The 17,508-nt window shown below is 68.2% G+C and carries 16 protein-coding genes; 8 read left to right on the forward strand and 8 right to left on the reverse strand.

What is annotated here, in order from left to right:
- Positions 1 to 53: 53 nt before the first annotated feature.
- The 8 genes from PGB34_RS13840 to PGB34_RS13875 all read right to left on the reverse strand — a co-directional run bounded on the left by PGB34_RS13840 (position 54) and on the right by PGB34_RS13875 (position 8,751).
- On the reverse strand, positions 54 to 1,049 hold the full coding sequence (locus PGB34_RS13840) for a Bug family tripartite tricarboxylate transporter substrate binding protein (protein ID WP_271428674.1): 996 nt from the start codon (positions 1,047 to 1,049) through the stop codon (positions 54 to 56).
- Between the two features lie 56 nt (positions 1,050 to 1,105).
- Positions 1,106 to 2,680, reverse strand: a complete 1,575-nt coding sequence (gene garD, locus PGB34_RS13845) for a galactarate dehydratase (RefSeq protein ID WP_271428675.1) — start codon at positions 2,678 to 2,680, stop codon at positions 1,106 to 1,108.
- A 12-nt stretch (positions 2,681 to 2,692) separates the two neighbouring features.
- Positions 2,693 to 3,988: a glucarate dehydratase family protein gene (locus PGB34_RS13850; RefSeq protein ID WP_271428676.1), complete on the reverse strand. Its 1,296-nt coding sequence runs from the start codon at positions 3,986 to 3,988 to the stop codon at positions 2,693 to 2,695.
- Between the two features lie 57 nt (positions 3,989 to 4,045).
- A complete protein-coding gene (locus tag PGB34_RS13855) occupies positions 4,046 to 5,347 on the reverse strand; it encodes a TRAP transporter large permease (RefSeq protein WP_271428677.1) in 1,302 nt (433 codons plus the stop codon).
- Between the two features lie 52 nt (positions 5,348 to 5,399).
- Positions 5,400 to 5,831 carry a TRAP transporter small permease gene (locus PGB34_RS13860; RefSeq protein ID WP_271428860.1) on the reverse strand — a complete coding sequence of 144 codons (432 nt, stop codon included), beginning with the start codon at positions 5,829 to 5,831 and terminating at the stop codon, positions 5,400 to 5,402.
- Positions 5,832 to 5,956: 125 nt separating this feature from the next.
- Complete coding sequence (locus PGB34_RS13865) at positions 5,957 to 6,928, reverse strand: TRAP transporter substrate-binding protein (RefSeq protein WP_271428678.1); 972 nt, start codon at positions 6,926 to 6,928, stop codon at positions 5,957 to 5,959.
- A 66-nt stretch (positions 6,929 to 6,994) separates the two neighbouring features.
- Positions 6,995 to 7,876 (reverse strand): SMP-30/gluconolactonase/LRE family protein, encoded by an 882-nt coding sequence (locus tag PGB34_RS13870; RefSeq protein ID WP_271428679.1) that lies wholly within the window; start codon positions 7,874 to 7,876, stop codon positions 6,995 to 6,997.
- Between the two features lie 26 nt (positions 7,877 to 7,902).
- Positions 7,903 to 8,751 carry an NAD-dependent epimerase/dehydratase family protein gene (locus PGB34_RS13875; RefSeq protein WP_408647901.1) on the reverse strand — a complete coding sequence of 283 codons (849 nt, stop codon included), beginning with the start codon at positions 8,749 to 8,751 and terminating at the stop codon, positions 7,903 to 7,905.
- A gap of 77 nt (positions 8,752 to 8,828) precedes the next feature.
- On the opposite strand from PGB34_RS13875, the gene PGB34_RS13880 reads away from it, so the two are divergent.
- The 8 genes from PGB34_RS13880 (at position 8,829) to PGB34_RS13915 (ending at position 17,496) form a co-directional block, all read left to right on the forward strand.
- Positions 8,829 to 9,689, forward strand: coding sequence for a FadR/GntR family transcriptional regulator (locus tag PGB34_RS13880; protein ID WP_271428680.1), 861 nt, complete (start codon positions 8,829 to 8,831; stop codon positions 9,687 to 9,689).
- A 188-nt stretch (positions 9,690 to 9,877) separates the two neighbouring features.
- Positions 9,878 to 10,858, forward strand: a complete 981-nt coding sequence (locus PGB34_RS13885) for a Bug family tripartite tricarboxylate transporter substrate binding protein (protein WP_271428681.1) — start codon at positions 9,878 to 9,880, stop codon at positions 10,856 to 10,858.
- A 50-nt stretch (positions 10,859 to 10,908) separates the two neighbouring features.
- Positions 10,909 to 11,826: a 5-dehydro-4-deoxyglucarate dehydratase gene (gene kdgD, locus PGB34_RS13890; protein ID WP_271428682.1), complete on the forward strand. Its 918-nt coding sequence runs from the start codon at positions 10,909 to 10,911 to the stop codon at positions 11,824 to 11,826.
- Between the two features lie 6 nt (positions 11,827 to 11,832).
- Positions 11,833 to 12,798, forward strand: coding sequence for a 2-hydroxyacid dehydrogenase (locus PGB34_RS13895; protein WP_271428683.1), 966 nt, complete (start codon positions 11,833 to 11,835; stop codon positions 12,796 to 12,798).
- A 50-nt stretch (positions 12,799 to 12,848) separates the two neighbouring features.
- A complete protein-coding gene (locus PGB34_RS13900; protein ID WP_271428684.1) occupies positions 12,849 to 14,186 on the forward strand; it encodes an enolase C-terminal domain-like protein in 1,338 nt (445 codons plus the stop codon).
- 56 nt (positions 14,187 to 14,242) lie between these two features.
- Positions 14,243 to 15,346 carry an SMP-30/gluconolactonase/LRE family protein gene (locus PGB34_RS13905; RefSeq protein ID WP_271428685.1) on the forward strand — a complete coding sequence of 368 codons (1,104 nt, stop codon included), beginning with the start codon at positions 14,243 to 14,245 and terminating at the stop codon, positions 15,344 to 15,346.
- Positions 15,347 to 15,396: 50 nt separating this feature from the next.
- Positions 15,397 to 16,833 carry an aldehyde dehydrogenase family protein gene (locus tag PGB34_RS13910; RefSeq protein ID WP_271428686.1) on the forward strand — a complete coding sequence of 479 codons (1,437 nt, stop codon included), beginning with the start codon at positions 15,397 to 15,399 and terminating at the stop codon, positions 16,831 to 16,833.
- Between the two features lie 72 nt (positions 16,834 to 16,905).
- The gene (locus PGB34_RS13915; protein ID WP_271428687.1) at positions 16,906 to 17,496 is read left to right on the forward strand and encodes an NADPH-dependent FMN reductase; all 591 of its coding nucleotides are present in this window, start codon (positions 16,906 to 16,908) and stop codon (positions 17,494 to 17,496) included.
- The last annotated feature ends 12 nt before the right edge of the window (positions 17,497 to 17,508 follow it).

Below are 17,508 nucleotides of genomic sequence, written 5' to 3' on the forward strand. Positions count from 1 at the left end.
ATGCACACGGCGCGAGGATTCATGAAGAGCGTCCCTGGGAGCCCCGGTGCTGCTCAGTCGGCCTTGATGCCGGCCGCCTTGATGACCTGCGCCCACTTGCTCACCTCGGCCTTCTGGTATTCGCCCAGCTCGGCCGGCGTCATGCTGGAGGGCACCATGCCGAAGCCCTTGAGGCGGGCCTGCACCTCCGGCGTGGCGACGATCTTCATGATCTCCGCGTGCAGGCGGTCCACCACGGGCTTGGGCGTGCCCGCAGGGGCAAACACGGCCTGCCACGAGCCCACGTCGAAGCCCTTCTGGCCCGCTTCGGCAATCGTGGGCACGTCGGGCAGCGACTCCACCCGCTTGGAGCTGCTGACGGCGATGGGGCGCAGCTTGCCCGACTGGATGTGCGGGCCCACGATCAGCGTGGTGTCGAACATCATGTCGACCTGCCCGCCCACCACGTCCTGCACGGCCGGGCCGCTGCCCTTGTAGGGCACGTGCGTGAACTTCACGCCCGACTGGTAGGCCAGCAGCTCCAGCGCCATGTGCGGCGAGGTGCCGTTGCCCGGCGAAGCCGAGGACAGGCCGCCGCTCTTGGCCTTGCTGGCGGCCAGCACGTCGTTGAGCGTCTTGTAGGGGCTGGACGCAGGCACCACCAGCACCAGCGGCCCGGAACCCAGCATGGCGACCGGCGTGAAGGACTTGACCGGGTCATAGTCCAGCTTCGAATACAGGCTCACGTTGATGGAGTGCGAGCTGATGGTGCCACCCAGAATGGTGTAGCCGTCGGCCGGTGCGCGGGCGACGAAGGTGGAGCCCACGCTGCCACCGGCGCCGGGTTTGTTGTCGATGACCACCGGCGTGCCCAGCGCCGCGCCCAGGGGCTGGGCGATCACGCGGGCCAGCGTGTCGGTGTTGCCGCCGGGCGGGAAGGGCACCACGTAGGTGACGGCCTTGCCCGTGGGCCAGTTGCCCTGGGCGAGGGCGCTGCCGGCGGGCAGCGCGGCGGCGGCCATGAACGTGCCGGCGACGACGGCGTGTTGGATGAGGGTTCGGCGTTGCATCAGGAGTCTCCAGAGTTATATCGGTGTGAGGAAAGGCGTGGGTCAGGGGGCGCAGCTCAGGTCACGGGCGCGGGGTTGAACAGCACCAGCGCGTTGTGCAGCTTCCACTGCTCGGCCCAGGTCTTCCTGCGGCCGCTGGCCACGTCCAGCATCAGGTGGAACATCTCCCAGCCCACGTCGGCGATGGTTTTCTCGCCCGTGGCGATGGTGCCGGCGTTGATGTCCATCAGGTCGTGCCAGCGCCGCGCCAGGTCGTCGCGCGTGGCCACCTTGATGACGGGCACCTGGGCCAGGCCGTAGGGCGTGCCGCGGCCGGTGGTGAACACGTGCAGGTTCATGCCGGCCGCCAGTTGCAGCGTGCCGCAGATGAAGTCGCTGGCCGGCGTGGCGGCGTAGATCAGCCCCTTCTGCCTGAGCTTCTCGCCGGGCGCGATCACGCCGCTGATCGGGCTGCTGCCGCTCTTGACGATGGAGCCCATGGCTTTCTCGACGATGTTCGACAGCCCGCCCTTCTTGTTGCCGGGCGTGGTGTTGGCGCTGCGGTCCACGCGGCCCTTGTCCAGGTAGGCGTCGTACCACGCCATCTCGCGGATCATGGCCTGTGCCACCTCGGGCGTGCTGGCGCGCGAGGTGAGCTGGTCGATGCCGTCGCGCACCTCGGTCACTTCGCTGAACATCACGGTGGCGCCCGCGCGCACCAGGAGGTCGGTGCAGAAGCCCACGGCCGGGTTGGCCGTCACGCCGCTGAAGGCATCGCTGCCGCCGCACTGCACGCCCACCACCAGTTCGCTGGCCGGCACGGTTTCGCGCCGGCGCGCGTTCAGGCGTTCCAGGTGTTCCTCGGCCTGGCGCATCACCGAGTCGATCATGGACATGAAGCCCACATGGGCCTCGTCCTGCAGGCACACCACGTCGAGCGTGGCCTCGGCCGTGTCGCCCACGTCGGCCACATTGCGCTCGTCGATCAACGGGATGGACCCCGGCGGCAGCAGCCGCTCGGGCTGCAGCTTCTCGCAGCCCAGGCTGACCACCATCACCTCGCCGCCGAAGTTCGGGTTCAGGCTGATGTTGCGCAGCGTGCGGATGGGAACGATGGCATCGGGCGCGTCGATGGCCACGCCGCAGCCGTAGCTGTGTTCCAGCGCCACCACGTCGTCCACGTTCGGGTACTTGGGCAGCAGCTCGGCCTTGATGCGCTGCACCGCGAAGTCGGTCACGCCGGCCACGCACTGCACGGTCTGGGTGATGGCCAGGATGTTGCGCGTGCCCACCGAGCCGTCGGGGTTGCGAAAGCCCTCGAAGGTGTAGCCCGTGAGCGGCGGCTGCGGCGGCGGCTTCACGGTGGCGATGGGCAGGCCCTCGAGTTCGCGCGCCTGCGGCATCTGCAGCAGACGCTCATGCACCCAGCTGCCGCGCGGCAGCGCCTTGAGCGCATAGCCGATGGTCACGTTGTAGCGCCGCACGGCCCCGCCTTCGGGGATGTCGACCAGCGCCACCTTGTGCGCCTGCGGCACCTTGTCGATCAGCGTCAGGCCGTCGGGGAACACGGTGCCGGCCGGCAGGCCGCCATCGTTGGCCACGATGGCCACGTTGTCGGCCTCGTGCATGGTGATGTAGAGCGGGGCGGTCATGGGGCGCCCGTGTCAGTAGCGAGGCTGCCGGCCCGTGAACGACGGGTCGTACTTCTGCATCTGGCCCAGGTCGTCGCGGTTGCGGATGCCGCAGCGCAGGTAGTTCTCGTGCAGGCGCGCCAGGGCTTCCCGGTCGAGGGTCACGCCCAGGCCTGGCGTGGTGGGCACGCGCAGGCTGCCCTGTTCGAAGCGGAGCCGCCCGCCTTCGACGATTTCCTCGTCCTGCCAGGGGTAGTGCGTGTCGCAGGCGTAGGTCAGCAGCGGCACGCTGGCACACAGGTGGGTCATGGCGACCAGGCTGATGCCCAGGTGCGAGTTGCTGTGCATCGACAGCCCCAGGTCGAAGGTGCGGCACAGCGTGGACAGGCGCTGCGTGGCGCGCAGGCCGCCCCAGTAGTGGTGGTCGCTCAGCACGATCTTCACGGGGCAACCCATGTCGGCGTTGCGGCGGAATTCGGCGAAATCGGTCACCACCATGTTGGTGGCCAGCGGCACGTCGCATTCGCGCGCGACGGCGGCCATGCCCTCCAGGCCCGGGGCCGGGTCTTCGTAGTACTCCAGCACGCCCTTGAGCTTCTGCACGATCTTCAGGCTGGTGGGCACGGTCCAGTTGCCGTTCGGGTCGATGCGCAGCGGCGTGCCCGGAAAGGCTTTGGCCAGCGCCAGGATGCCGTCGGCCTCCTGTTCGGGTTGCAGCGCGCCGGCCTTGAGCTTGATGCTCTGGAAGCCGTACTGGTCGATCATGCGCCGCGCCTGCGCCACCAGCTGGTCGGGCGTGAGCGCCTCGCCCCAGGCGTCGGGCGCGTAGGGCTGTTCGATGTGCTCGGCGTACTTGTAGAACAGGTAGGCGGAGAAGGGCACGCTCTCGCGCGCTGCGCCGCCCAGCAGATCGACCACGGGCGCGCCCGCCATCTGGCCCTGCAGGTCGAGCATGGCCACCTCGAAGGCGCTGATGACCTTGGCCACCGTCTTGGACACGTGGGTGCCGGGGGCCAGCGAGACCTGCTGGCCGAGGAACTCCGAGGCCGTCATCTTCGGCGGCGTGACCAGTGCCGCAACGCGCGTTTCCATCTCGTTGAGCGCCCAGGGCGACAGCCCCGTCAGCGCGGGGGCCGCCTTGGCCAGCGCCTCCAACATCGGCAGGTCGCCATAGCTTTCGTTGATGCCGACCAGGCCCGAGGCGGTCTCGATCTCGATGATGGAACGCAGCGCCCACGGCTCGTGGATGCCGGCGGCGTTGAGCAGCGGCGGGTCGCGAAAGGCGATGGGCGTGATGCGGACGTGGCGGATGTCGTGGGACGTGGACATGGCAGGCAGGCAGGCAGGCGGGCGGGCGGGCGAAACGGGAGGCGCGAAAAAGCGCCGCTACTTCAGCGGCGCATTGAGCAGCGTGGGCAGCCAGGTGGAGAACAGCGGCACGTAGGTCACCAGCATCAGGCACACGATCAGCGCGCCATAGAAGGGCAGGATCGAGCGCATCACCTCGCCCACCGACACGCCCCCGATCGCGCATCCGATGAACTGCGTGGTGCCCACGGGTGGCGTGTTCAGGCCCAGCGCGCAGTTGATGAGCATCACGATGCCGAACTGCACCGGGCTCATGCCGAACTCCATCGCGATGGGCAGGAAGATCGGCGTGCAGATCAGGATGGTGGCCGCCATGTCCAGGAAGGTGCCCAGCAGGAACAGCAGCACGTTGATCATCAGAAAGATCACCCAGGGGCTGCTGGAGACGCTGGTCATCAGCTCGCCGGTCTTCTGTGGCACCTCGTAGAGCGCCATGAAGTAGCCGAAGGCCGAGCTGATGCCGATCAGCAGCAGCACGATGCCGGTGGTCTTGCAGGCCTTGGCGCAGGCCTTGAGGAAGTCCTTCCACGAAAGCGAGCGGTAGACCAGCACCGTGACCAGCAGCGCCCACATCACGGCCGTGGCCGCCGATTCGGTGGCCGTGAACACGCCCGAGAGGATGCCCACCAGGATGATGACCACGATCATCAACCCCGGCAGCGCGCCGATGAAGGCGGCCAGTACCTCGCCCCAGCCGGGGAAGGCGCCGCGGATCGGGTAGCCGCGCTTGATCGCGACCCAGTAGGCCGCAGCCAGGTTGCAGGCCGTCAGCAGCAGCGCGGGAATCAGCCCGGCCAGGATGAGGCTCAGCACGCTGACCGAGGCGATGCCCGTGGTGGCCAGCGTGAAGATGATCAGGTTGTGCGAGGTGGGCATCAGCGCCCCGACCAGCGCCGCGTGCGTGGTCACGTTGACGGCGTAGTCGGCGTCGTAGCCTTCCTTCTTCATCAGCGGGATCATCACGGAGCCCATGGCCGACACGTCGGCCACCGGCGAGCCCGCCACGCCGCCGAACAGCGTGCAGCCCACCACGTTGCTCATGCCCAGGCCGCCGCGCACATGGCCCACCAGGCTGTTGGCAAAGCGCACGATGCGCTGCGCGATGCCGCCGTAGAGCATCAGCTCGCCCGCGAACACGAAGAAGGGAATGGCCAGGAAGGAAAAGATCTGCATGCCGCCGACCATCTTCTGGAACACCACCGCCACGGGCAGGCCGGCATAAAGCACCGTGGCCACCGAGGCCAGCCCGATGGAAAAAGCCACTGGCACACCCAGCACCAGAAGGGCCAGGAAGCTCAGGGAAAGGACCGCCAGTTCCACTGCAATGTCTCCGTCTCTTGTTTTGTCGTCTGTTGTTGTCGGGGGAGCGCGCTCAGTGCCAGGCGGGCTCGACGTCTTCGCCGCGCAGCAGCGCGACGATGTGCTCGATCGAGAACATCACGATCAGCGCGCCGGCCACCACCAGGGCCAGGTAGTCCATGCCCACGGGCACATGCATCATGGGCTTCATGTCGCTCCACTTGAGCACGGTCCATTGCCAGCCGCTGTGCACCATGACGGCGCCGAACAGGGCCACCAGCGCGTGGATCAGCACTTCCAGCTTCAGGCGCAGGCCTTCGGGCAGCAGCGAGACCAGCGATTCCAGCCCGATGTGGCCGGCGTCGCGCACGCCCACGGCCACGGCCAGCGCCGTGACGTAGAGCACCAGCTGCAGCGCCAGGCCTTCGGCCCAGGTGGGCGTGTCGTTGAAGATGTAGCGGCCCACCACCTGGTACTGCACGGCCAGGATGATGACGATCAGCATCACCACCGCCAGCACCAGGCTGGCCTTGGACAGCGCGGCACACAGGCGCGTGTAGCCATGGCGCGCCGCGGGCCGCGCGGCCTGCGGCGGCTCGAGGCCCGCTGCCAGCTCCTCGATGGGGTGGCTCACTTGTTGTCCTGGACGGCCTTGACCAGGCGCTTGAGGTCGGGCGTGGTGATGAACTTGTCATACACCGGCTGCATCACGGCCTTGAAGGAGGCCTTGTCCACGTCCTTGACGATGGTGGAGCCGGCCTTGACCACGATGTCCAGCGCCTTGGCCTCCTGCTCGTCCCACTTCTGGCGCTGGAACTTCACCGATTCCTTGGCCGCGGCGCGGAACATGTCCTGATCGGCCTTGGACATCTTGTCGAACACCGTCTTGGAGATCACCAGCACCTCGGGTGCCATCGAGTGCTCGGTGTGCGAATAGAACTTCACGGCCTCGTAGTGCTTGAAGCCTTCGTAGGAGGGGATGTTGTTCTCGGCCGCGTCGATCAGGCCGGTCTTGAGCGCGGTGTAGACCTCGCCTGCGGGCATGGGCGTGGCGTTGGCGCCCATGGCGCTGACCAGCGCCACCCACAGATCGGACTGCTGCACGCGGATCTTCAGGCCCTTGGTGTCGGCGACGGTCTTGACCGGCTTCTTGGCATAGATGGAGCGCGCGCCGCTGTCGTAGAAGGCCAGGCCCACCAGGCCTTCGTGCTCGCAGCCCTTGAGGATCTCGTCGCCGACCGGGCCGTCCAGCGTCTTGCGCATGTGGGCGATCGAATCGAAGAGGAAGGGCATGGTCGGCACCAGCGTCTTCGGGCAGATGGAGTTCAGCGCGCTGATGTTCACGCGGTTCATCTCCAGCGCGCCGATCTTGACCTGGTCCAGCGTCTCCTTCTCGGAGCCCAGCGCGCTCTTGTTGAAGACCTTGATCTTGTACTTGCCGCCGCTGCGCTGGTCGAGCAGCTGGCTCATGTGCTTGACGGCGGCCACCGTGGGGTAGTCGTCGCTGTTGTGCACGTCGGCGGAGCGGAAATCGCGCGCCTGTGCGCCCAGGCAGCAGGCGGCTGCGGCCAGGGCGATCCATGTTGTCTTGATGGTGTTCATGCTTGTCTTCCTCTTTCTCTCTGGGTGGTGTCGTGTGATGGGTTCTGGGAGTCCTGCGCAGCAGGCTCAGCCCGCGAAGGCGGGTTCGGGAATGCCCTGCGTGCCCGGCCGCAGCGCGAAGACGCCGCCGGCCAGCGGCTGGTCGCTCAGGTCGCCTGCGGGGCGGATGGAGGTGACGTACAGCGTGTCCAGCCGCGCACCGCCAAAGGCGCACATCGCAGGCTTCTTCACGGGGACGGGGAGCGAGCGGTCCAGCCGGCCGTCGGGCGTGAAGCGGTGCACCAGGCCCGCGTCGTTGCCGCAGATCCAGTAGCCGCCGTCCACGTCGATGGCCGCGCCGTCGGGGCGGCCCGGCAGCGCGGTCATGTCGACGAACAGGCGCCGGTTGTGGGGCGTGCCGCTGTCCGTGTCGTAGTCGAAGGCCCAGATGGCCTGCACGCTGGGGTGCGAGTCCGAGACGTACATGGTGCGGCCGTCCGGGCTGAAGGCCAGGCCGTTGGGCACGATGAAATCCGTCAGCTGCGGGGGCAGGGCGCCGTCACCGGCGCCAAAGCGGTACCAGGCGCCGGCGCGGATGCCGGCCGCCATGTCCAGGCACATGGTGCCGGCCCACAGGCGCCCTTCGCGATCACAGCGGCCATCGTTGAAGCGCATCGCCGGCGCGGCATGCGCCACGGCGGCCAGGCGGGTGGGCTGGGCCAGCCCGTCATCGCCCAGCGCCAGCGCGAACAGGCCGCTTTCCATGCCGGCAATCCAGCGACCGGGCGTGGCGGTGGCGGCCAGGCAGGCCGGCATCTCTTCACAACGCCAGTGGCGATGGCCCTGGGCGGGGGACCAGCGGTGCACCGCGCGGCCCGGAATATCGACCCAGTACAGCGCCTGTTCGCCGGCATGCCACACGGGGCTTTCGCCGGTGCCGTTGCGCACGTCGAGCACGAGTTCTGCCATCAGCGGCCCCTGTATCCGGTGCGCGCTCAGTCGCCGAAAGGGCCCTGGGCGGTGAAGGCGCCGCCCTGGTAGATCGCGTTCGGATCGTCGGCGGCCACGGGCGGCTGGGCTTCCACCTTGGCGCGGAAGGGCTCGGAGCTGTCCTGCGGCGCCCAGCCCAGGCCGGCGGCGGCATGGTTGTCCCACCAGACCTGCGCATTGGCCGAGGCGCCATAGACCACCGTGTGGCCCACGCCGGGCGTGAACAGCGCCTTCTCGATCAGCCGCGTGAGGTCGTCGTAGCTGAGCCAGGTGCTCATCATCCGGCGGTTGGCGGGCTCGGGGAAGGACGAGCCGATGCGGATGCTGACGGTCTCGATGCCCCAGCGGTCCCAGTAGAACTGGGCCATGTCCTCGCCGAAGGACTTGGACAGGCCGTAGTAGCCGTCGGGCCGGCGCAGCACATGGGCGTCCAGCGTTTCGGTCTGTTTGTAGAAACCGATCACATGGTTGGAGCTGGCGAAGACCACGCGCCGCACGCCCCGGCGCCGCGCCGCCTCATAGATGTGGAAGATGCCCTTGATGTTGGCCTCGAGGATTTCCTCGAAGGGCCGCTCCACCGACACGCCGCCCAGGTGCACGAGGGCGTCGCAGCCGGCCAGCAGCGCATCCACGGCCTTCTTGTCGGCCAGGTCGCAGGGCATCACTTCCTCGTGCGGGCCGTGGGCCTCGCCCAGCGCCGCGATGTCCGACACGCGCAGCACCTGCGCCAGTGGCCGAAGGCGTTCGCGCAGCACGCGGCCCAGGCCGCCGGCCGCGCCGGTCAGCAGCAGGCGGGGCAGGGGCCGTGTCGGCACCCGGGGCGTTCCAGCTTCGTTCGAGGCGCTCACCGTCAAAGTCTCCAGCTCTTGTCGTTGCACAAGCTGTACGTCATCGGTTGTCGTACAACATCTGCGGCGATTATGATGAGGCCATGTCTAGCGTGTCAACGGGGGTGCCCCCGCTTCCCGAGCCCACCGATGCGTGGCCCGGGGCGGCGCGTGCAGCAGCGGCGTCAGCGGCTGCGGCGGCGCCTTCCGGTCCGGCGCCCCGGCGCCGGGGGCGCAACCTGGCGCAGGGGCTGGTGGAAGACCTGGGCGACAAGATCCGCGGCCAGCAGCTGCGCCCGGGCGACAAGCTGCCCACCGAGTCGGCCATCATGCAGAACTACGGCGTCAGCCGCACCGTGGTGCGCGAGGCGCTGTCCAAGCTGCAGGCCGCCGGGCTGGTCGAGACCCACCACGGCATCGGCACCTTCGTGCTGCAGCCGCGCGGCGGCGGCATGGCCGGCATGTTCAGGCTGGAGGCGGCGGACATCGCCACCACGGTCGATGTGCTGGCGGTGCTGGAGCTGCGCATCAGCCTGGAGACCGAATCGGCCGGGCTGGCGGCGCTGCGCCGCACCGAGGAGCACCTGCTGGGCATGCGCGAGGCGCTGGACGAGTTCGAGCGCAATGTGCTGGCGGCCGGCGATACCGTGTCGCCGGACTTCCGCTTCCACCTGCAGATCGCGCAGGCCACCGGCAATCCCTACTTCGCGGACATCATGACGCATCTGGGGACCACGATCATCCCGCGCACCCGGGTCAACGCCATCCGCAACCACAACAAGGGCGGCGAGTATCTGAGCCGCGTGAACCGCGAGCACGAAGAGATCTTCGCGGCCATTGCCCGGCGCGACCCCGATTCGGCGCGCGCTGCCATGCGCATCCACCTGACCAACAGCCGCGAGCGCCTGCGCCTGGCGCAGGAGGCAGCGCAGCGGGAAGAGGGCGGGGCGGCAAGCGCACGCTGAGCCGCTGCGCGGGCCGGTTGTCAAGCCCGGCTCCGGGCCGATGCGGCGCATCGCCGCACATCAGAAAATTTGTGATCGCCTCTTGGCATCGGTCGTTCTTAGTTGTACGATGACTGACAATGAGTGATCGAGGCAGAGCGCTGCGGATCGCCCATCCCGCCCTTCCATTTCCTCCGGAGACAAAGACCATGAGCCTGAACCGACGCCAACTGCTGGGCACCGCCCTGGGCGCCGCCGCCATTGCCGCCCCCTGGTCGGTGCGCGGTGCCGATGCCTGGCCCAACAAGCCGATCCGCATCGTGGTGCCGTACCCGCCCGGCGGCTCCTCGGACATCATTGCGCGCTCGATCAGCCAGCCGCTGTCCGAGGCGCTCAAGCAGCCCGTGATCATCGACAACAAGCCCGGCGCCAACGGCAACCTCGGCGCGGACTTCGTGGCCAAGGCCGCGCCGGACGGCTACACGCTGCTGCTGTGCGACGTGGGCGCGCTGGCCATCAGCCCCTCCATCTACACCAAGCTGGCTTTCGATCCTTCCAAGGACCTGCGCGGCGTGACCATGCTGGCGTATTCGCCCCACCTGCTGGTGGTGCACCCCTCGGTCAAGGCCAGCAACCTCAAGGAGCTGGTGGCCCTGTCCAAAACCAGCGACCTGAACTTCGCCGTCACGGCCACCGGCAGCGCACCGCACCTGGCGGGCGTGGCGGTGGAGCGCGCCACGGGCGCCAAGTGGGTCTATGTGCCCTACAAGGGCGGCGTGCAGTCCATCCAGGACACCGTCGCCGGCCAGACCCAGGTGCTGATGAACGGCATGCTGGCCACGCTGCCGCATGTGCAAAGCGGCAAGCTCAAGCTGCTGGGCGTCTCCAAGGCCACGCGCATGCCGCTGGTGGGCTCGGTGCCTACCATTGCCGAGCAGGGCGTGCCCGGTTTCGAATCGGGCACCTGGCAGGGCGTGCGCGCCCCGCGCGGCACGCCCGACGCCATCGTCAATCGCCTCAACCGTGAGCTGATCTCCGTCATCCGTGCGGCCGACATCCGCTCGCGCCTGGCCGGGCAGGGCGCCGAGGTCGTGACCATGTCGCCGGCCGAGGAAGAGCAGTTCTTCAACAAGGAGCGCGCCCGCTGGGCGCAGCTGGTCAAGGACGCCAACCTGCGCATCGACTCCTGATCGCGAAGCGCCCGACCTTCCCCCATCTTTCAACGTCTTAAGGAATCCCCATGAGCTTCACCCCCCAGGAACTCAAATCGATCATGAGCTCCGGCCTGCTGTCCTTCCCCGTGACGGACTTCGATGCCGAAGGCAATTTCAACCGCGAGGGCTACATCAAGCGCCTGGAATGGCTGGGCCCCTACGGCGCCAGCGCGCTGTTCGCGGCGGGCGGCACCGGCGAGTTCTTCTCGCTCACGCCCGAGGAATATCCCGAAATCATCAAGACCGCCGTGGACGTGTGCCGCGGCACGGTGCCCATCATTGCCGGCGCCGGCGGCCCCACGCGCCAGACCATCGCCTATGCGCAGGCGGCCGAGAAGGCCGGCGCGCACGGCATCCTGCTGATGCCGCACTACCTGACCGAAGCCAGCCAGGAAGGCCTGTACAACCACGTCAAGGCCATCTGCGACAGCGTCGATTTCGGCGTGATCATCTACAACCGTGCCCAGGCCAAGTACAAGCCCGACACCCTGGCCCGCCTGGCCGACGCCTGCCCCAACCTGGTGGGCTTCAAGGACGGCGTGGGCGACATCGAGGCCATGGTCTCGGTGTTCCAGAAGATGGGCGACCGCTTCAGCTACCTGGGCGGCCTGCCCACGGCCGAGGTCTACGCCGCAGCCTACAAGGCGCTGGGCACGCCCGTGTACTCGTCGGCCGTCTTCAACTTCATTCCCAAGACGGCCATGAAGTTCTACGAAGCCGTGCGTGACGACGACCAGAAGACCCAGCACCAGCTGCTCAAGGACTTCTTCATGCCCTACCTGGACATCCGCAACAAGAAGCAGGGCTATGCCGTGAGCATCGTCAAGGCCGGTGCGCAGATCGTCGGCCACGGTGCCGGCCCGGTGCGCCCGCCGCTGTCGGACCTGTCGGCCGCGGAAAGCCAGGAACTGGCTGCGCTGATCGAAAAGCTGGGCCCGCAGTAAGTCTGCATGTCGTCGTCCCGCCCCCGTCTGCTGCAGTACGGCAAGCTGCCGCTGCCCCAGCTCGACAGCGAACTCGCGCAGCGCTATGACGTCAGCCTGCTGTCGGCCCAGAGCGACCCGGCGCGCTTCCTGGCCGAGCAGGGCGCGCAGTTCGAGCTGCTGGTCACCTCGGCGGCGATGGGCGTGCCGGCCCACGTGATCGACGCGCTGCCCAACCTGCGCTTCGTCAGCAGCTTTGGCGTCGGCTTCGACTCGCTGGACAAGGCCTCCCTCCTGCGCCGCGGCGCGCGCGTGGGCTACACGCCCGGCGTGCTGGACGACTGCGTGGCCGACATGGCCTTTGCCTTGCTGCTGGACGCTGCGCGCGGCCTGAGCGCGGCCGACCGCTTCGTGCGGCGCGGCGACTGGGCCACGCAGCGCTTCGGCATCCAGACGCGGGCCTCGGGCAAGCGACTGGGCATCTTCGGCATGGGCCGCATCGGCGGCGCGGTGGCCCGCCGGGCGGCCGGCTTCGACATGCAGGTGAGCTACCACAACCGCCGGCCGGTGGATGGCTCGCCCCATGCCTACCAGCCCAGCCTGCTGGCGCTGGCGCGTGCGTGCGATTTCCTGGTCGTCACGGCCGCGGGCGGGGAGGGCACGCGCCACCTCGTCAACGACGAGGTGCTGGACGCGCTGGGGCCGCAGGGCTTTCTCATCAATGTGGCGCGCGGCAGCGTGGTGGACGAAGCGGCGCTGGCGCGGGCGCTGCGCGACAGGCGCATCGCGGGCGCCGGCCTCGACGTGTTCGAGGACGAGCCGCACCCGCTGCCCGAACTGCTGACACTGGACAACGTGGTGCTGGCGCCGCATGTGGCCAGCGGCACGCACGAGACCCGCCGCGCCATGGCCGATCTGGTGCTGCGCAACCTCGAATCCTGTCTGGCCACCGGCCGGCCGGTGGCCGAAGTGCCCTGGTCCGCCGCGCAGTGACACTGACGCGCTGACGCCCGCTCGCCTTCTTCCTTTTGACGGACCCGATCATGTCCCACACCCCCACCATCACCGAGATCGAAGTCATCCCCGTGGCCGGCCGCGACGGCATGCTGATGAACCTCAGCGGCGCGCACGGCCCGTACTTCACGCGCAACGTGCTGCTGGTGCACGACAGCGCCGGCCGCACGGGCGTGGGCGAGGTGCCGGGCGGCGAGGGCATCCGCCAGGCGCTGGAAGACAGCCGGCCGCTGCTGGTGGGCCAGTCGGTGGGCACGCATCTGCAGCTGCTGCAGCGCGTGCAGCAGGCACTGGCCGGGCGCGACCCCGGCGGGCGCGGCCTGCAGACCTTCGACCTGCGCATCGGCGTGCATGCGGTCACGGCCATCGAATCGGCGCTGCTGGATCTGCTGGGCCAGCACCTGGGCGTGCCCGTGGCGGCGCTGCTGGGCGAAGGCCAGCAGCGCGAGCGCGTGGAGATGCTGGGCTACCTGTTCTTCATCGGCCCGAGCGAGAAGACCGGTCTGCCCTACATCAAGCCGGGCGAGGACACGACCGGCACCGACGACTGGGCGCAGGTGCGCCACATGACGGCGATGACGCCCGAGGCCATCGTGCGCCAGGCCGAAGCGGCGCATGCGCGCTATGGCTTCAACGACTTCAAGCTCAAGGGCGGCGTGCTGGCCGGCGACGAGGAGGTCGATGCCGTGGTGGCGCTGCACGAGCGCTTCCCGCAGGCGCGCGTCACGCTGGACCCGAACGGCGGCTGGCTGCTCAAGGACGCGATCCGCCTGGGCCAGCGCATGCGTGGCGTGGTGGCCTATGCCGAAGACCCCTGCGGGGCCGAAGGCGGCTTCTCGGGCCGCGAGGTGATGGCGGAGTTCCGCCGCGCCACGGGCCTGCCCACGGCCACCAACATGATCGCCACCGACTGGCGGCAGATGGTGCATGCGCTGTCGCTGCAGTCGGTGGACATTCCGCTGGCCGACCCGCATTTCTGGACCATGGCCGGCAGCGTGCGCGTGGGCCAGACCTGCCGCGACTGGGGCCTGACCTGGGGCTCGCACTCCAACAACCACTTCGACATCTCGCTGGCCATGTTCACGCACGTGGCCGCCGCCGTGCCGGGCAAGGTGACGGCCATCGACACGCACTGGATCTGGCAGGACGGCCAGTTCCTGACGAAGAACCCGTTCCAGATCAGGGACGGCTTCGTCGAGGTGCCCAAGACCCCGGGCCTGGGCGTGACGGTGGACCGCGAGGCCCTCAAGCGCGCCAACGCCCTGTATCTGGAGCATGGTCTGGGCGCGCGCGACGACGCCATCGCCATGCAGGCCCTGATCCCGGGCTGGAAGTTCGACAACAAGCGGCCCTGCATGGTGCGCTGACATCCCCGCGCGGCTGGCATCAAGAAAAAGATCAACAACAGAAGGAGACAAGAGCCATGACACACAAGACCCTCAACCGCCGCCGCTTGCTGCAGAACGCCGGCGCCACCGCGCTCGGCGCACTGGGCACCGCCGCGCTCGCGCAGCATTTCGACTTCAAGCCCAACCAGCGCTACCCCGACCCGGCGGTCTACATCCTCGATCCGAGCTTCGCGAAGTACCGCATCTACAGCAGCACCGTCGAACAGCTGGGCAGCGGCATGCGCTGGGCCGAGGGGCCGGCCTACTTCCCCGAAACGGGCACGCTGATCCTGTCGGACATCCCGAACAACCGGCTCATGAAGTACGAGGAGAAGAGCGGCAGGTTCTCGGTGCACAAGGAAGGCGTGAACTACGCCAACGGCAACACGCGCGACCGCCAGGGCCGGCTGATCAGCTGCGAGCACTCGGTCACGCGGCGCGTGGTGCGCACCGAAAAGAACGGCAGCCTCACCGTGCTGGCCGATCGCTTCGAGGGCAAGCGCCTGAACGCGCCCAACGACGTGGTCGTGAAGTCGGACGACAGCGTGTGGTTCACCGACCCGCTCTTCGGCATCAACGGCGAATGGGAAGGTGCGCGCGCCACGCCCGAGCAGGCCACGACCAACGTCTATCGCATCGGCAAGGACGGTGCGATCACGGCAGTGGTGACGGACCTGGTCAATCCCAACGGACTGGCCTTCTCGCCCGATGAGAAGCACCTGTATGTCGTCGAATGGAAGGGCACGCCCAACCGCAGCATGTGGCGCTTCGACGTCTCGGCCGATGGCGCCACGCTGTCGAACAAGACCAAGCTCATCGACGCGGGCGGCCCCGGCGCCTTCGACGGCTTTCGCGTGGACCGCGACGGCAACCTGTGGTGCGGCTGGGGCTTTTCGGGCGCCTTCGCGCCCGAGGCCACCGACATCGGTGGCGGCATGAAGGCGCACCTGCCGCTGGCCCGCTCCGACGAGATGGACGGCGTGAAGGTGTTCAACAAGGACGGCAAGCCCATCGGTTTCATCCGCCTGCCCGAGCGCTGCGCCAACCTGGAGTTCGGCGGCCCCAAGCGCAACCGGCTCTACATGGCCAGCAGCCACTCGCTCTATGCGCTGTATGTGGAAACGCATGGGGCCGTGTGAGCGCGCGGGCCTTCGATCACACGACTGCCAAAAACTTCGAGGACTTTCAGATGAGTGAATTCAAGAACCTGATCAACGGCGAATGGGTTGCCGGCCAGAGCTACAGCCCCAACCTCAACCCCAGCAACCTGGCCGACGTGCTGGGCCAGTACGCGCAGGGCGATGCGGCCCAGGTGGAGGCGGCGGTGGCCGCTGCCACCGCGGCCTTCCCGGCCTGGGCCACGGGCTCGGTGCAGGCGCGCAGCGACGCGCTGGACAAGATCGGCAGCGAGATCCTGGCGCGCAAGGAAGAGCTGGGCACCTTGCTGGCGCGCGAGGAAGGCAAGACCAAGGCCGAAGGCATTGGCGAGGCCACCCGCGCCGGCCAGATCTTCAAGTTCTTCGCCGGTGAATGCCTGCGCCTGGCGGGCGAGACGATCCCCTCCGTGCGCCCCGGCATCGGCGTGGAGATCACGCGCGAGCCCATCGGCGTGGTGGGCCTGATCACGCCCTGGAACTTCCCCATCGCCATTCCGGCCTGGAAGATCGCGCCGGCCCTGGCCTTTGGCAACTGCGTGGTGCTCAAGCCCGCCGACCTGGTCCCGGGCAGCGCCTGGGCGCTGGCGGAGATCATCAGCCGCTCGGGCATCCCCGCGGGCGTGTTCAACCTGGTGATGGGGCGCGGCAGCGTGATCGGCAATGCGCTGGTGCAGCACGCCGGCATCCACGCGATCAGCTTCACCGGCTCGGTTGGCGTGGGCCGCGCGCTGGCGCTCGAATGCGTCAAGAGCGGCAAGAAGGTGCAGCTGGAGATGGGCGGCAAGAACCCGCAGGTGGTGCTGGACGACGCCAACCTCGAGCAGGCCGTGGAACTGAGCGTGCAAAGCGCCTTCTATTCCACGGGCCAGCGCTGCACGGCTTCGAGCCGCCTGATCGTGACCGAAGGCATCTACCCGAAGTTCATCGAGGCGATGAAGGCGCGCATGGCCAAGATCAAGGTGGGCGACGCGCTGGCCCAGGGCACGGACATCGGCCCGGTCTCCAGCCAGAGCCAGCTGGACCAGGACCTGGAGTACGTGAAGATCGGCCAGGACGAAGGCGCGACGCTGGCCATGGGCGGCGAGCGCCTGAAGCTGGGCACCGAGGGCTACTACATGGCGCCGGCGCTGTTCAGCGACAGCGGCAAGGCCATGCGCATCAACCGCGAGGAAGTCTTCGGCCCGGTGGCCAGCGTGATCCGCGTGAAGGACTATGAAGAAGCGCTGGCCACGGCCAATGACACCGAGTTCGGCCTGTCGGCCGGCATTGCCACCACCAGCCTGAAGTACGCCACGCACTTCAAGCGCCACAGCCAGGCCGGCATGGTGATGGTGAACCTGCCCACGGCCGGTGTGGACTACCACGTGCCCTTCGGCGGCCGCAAGGGCAGCAGCTACGGCCCGCGCGAGCAGGGCCGCTATGCACAGGAGTTCTTCACCACGGTGAAGACGGCCTATACCCTGGCCTGAGGCTGAACAAGCACTGCCTGCGGGGCTCGATCAGAGGATGATCGGGCCCTTGTTGTTTGTATTGGAGCCGCCATGGCCGACAAGATCCTCGTTTTCTATGGTTCCTACCGGGCCGACCGCATGGGCATCCGGCTTGCGGACTTCATCGTCAAGGGGTTGCAAGCGCGCGGCGCCGAGCCCGAGCTGATCGATGCCAAGGCCGTCGATCTGCCCATGCTCGACCGCATGTACAAGGAATACCCCAAGGGCCAGGCGCCCGCCGCCATGGAGGCGCTGGCCGGCAAGATCCGCGCGGCCAACGCCTTTGTCTTCGTCACCGGCGAATACAACTGGGGCGTGCAGCCCGGTTTGAAGAACCTCACCGACCACTTTCTCGAGGAATGGTTCTGGCGGCCAGCCGCCATCGCCAGCTACTCGGCCGGCCGTTTCTCGGGCGTGCGCTCGGGCACGGCCTGGCATTCGATCCTCTCCGAGATGGGGATGGTGGTGGTTTCCAGCACCTTGGCGGTGGGGCCGATCTCGCAGACCTTGGATGCGCAGGGCCAGGCCACGGGCGATGCAGGTGCGAGCCTGACACGCGCCTTTGGCCGATGGGCTGACGACCTGGCCTGGTGGACAAATGCGGCGCGCGCGCAGCGGGCCGTGCAGGCGCCGCCTTACTGATCAGCCGAGGGG

The sequence above is a fragment of the Xenophilus arseniciresistens genome (assembly GCF_028023875.1).
Classification (GTDB): Bacteria; Pseudomonadota; Gammaproteobacteria; order Burkholderiales; family Burkholderiaceae_C; genus Xenophilus; species Xenophilus arseniciresistens.

What these genes read in the sequence shown, in the direction of transcription:
- PGB34_RS13840 (WP_271428674.1), bottom strand. Translation starts at nt 1,049, where the DNA reads ATGCAACGCCGAACCCTCATCCAACACGCCGTCGTCGCCGGCACGTTC.
- garD (WP_271428675.1), bottom strand. Translation starts at nt 2,680, where the DNA reads ATGACCGCCCCGCTCTACATCACCATGCACGAGGCCGACAACGTGGCC.
- PGB34_RS13850 (WP_271428676.1), bottom strand. Translation starts at nt 3,988, where the DNA reads ATGTCCACGTCCCACGACATCCGCCACGTCCGCATCACGCCCATCGCC.
- PGB34_RS13860 (WP_271428860.1), bottom strand. Translation starts at nt 5,831, where the DNA reads ATGCTGATCGTCATCATCCTGGCCGTGCAGTACCAGGTGGTGGGCCGC.
- PGB34_RS13865 (WP_271428678.1), bottom strand. Translation starts at nt 6,928, where the DNA reads ATGAACACCATCAAGACAACATGGATCGCCCTGGCCGCAGCCGCCTGC.
- PGB34_RS13870 (WP_271428679.1), bottom strand. Translation starts at nt 7,876, where the DNA reads ATGGCAGAACTCGTGCTCGACGTGCGCAACGGCACCGGCGAAAGCCCC.
- PGB34_RS13880 (WP_271428680.1), top strand. Translation starts at nt 8,829, where the DNA reads ATGTCTAGCGTGTCAACGGGGGTGCCCCCGCTTCCCGAGCCCACCGAT.
- PGB34_RS13885 (WP_271428681.1), top strand. Translation starts at nt 9,878, where the DNA reads ATGAGCCTGAACCGACGCCAACTGCTGGGCACCGCCCTGGGCGCCGCC.
- kdgD (WP_271428682.1), top strand. Translation starts at nt 10,909, where the DNA reads ATGAGCTTCACCCCCCAGGAACTCAAATCGATCATGAGCTCCGGCCTG.
- PGB34_RS13895 (WP_271428683.1), top strand. Translation starts at nt 11,833, where the DNA reads ATGTCGTCGTCCCGCCCCCGTCTGCTGCAGTACGGCAAGCTGCCGCTG.
- PGB34_RS13900 (WP_271428684.1), top strand. Translation starts at nt 12,849, where the DNA reads ATGTCCCACACCCCCACCATCACCGAGATCGAAGTCATCCCCGTGGCC.
- PGB34_RS13905 (WP_271428685.1), top strand. Translation starts at nt 14,243, where the DNA reads ATGACACACAAGACCCTCAACCGCCGCCGCTTGCTGCAGAACGCCGGC.
- PGB34_RS13910 (WP_271428686.1), top strand. Translation starts at nt 15,397, where the DNA reads ATGAGTGAATTCAAGAACCTGATCAACGGCGAATGGGTTGCCGGCCAG.
- PGB34_RS13915 (WP_271428687.1), top strand. Translation starts at nt 16,906, where the DNA reads ATGGCCGACAAGATCCTCGTTTTCTATGGTTCCTACCGGGCCGACCGC.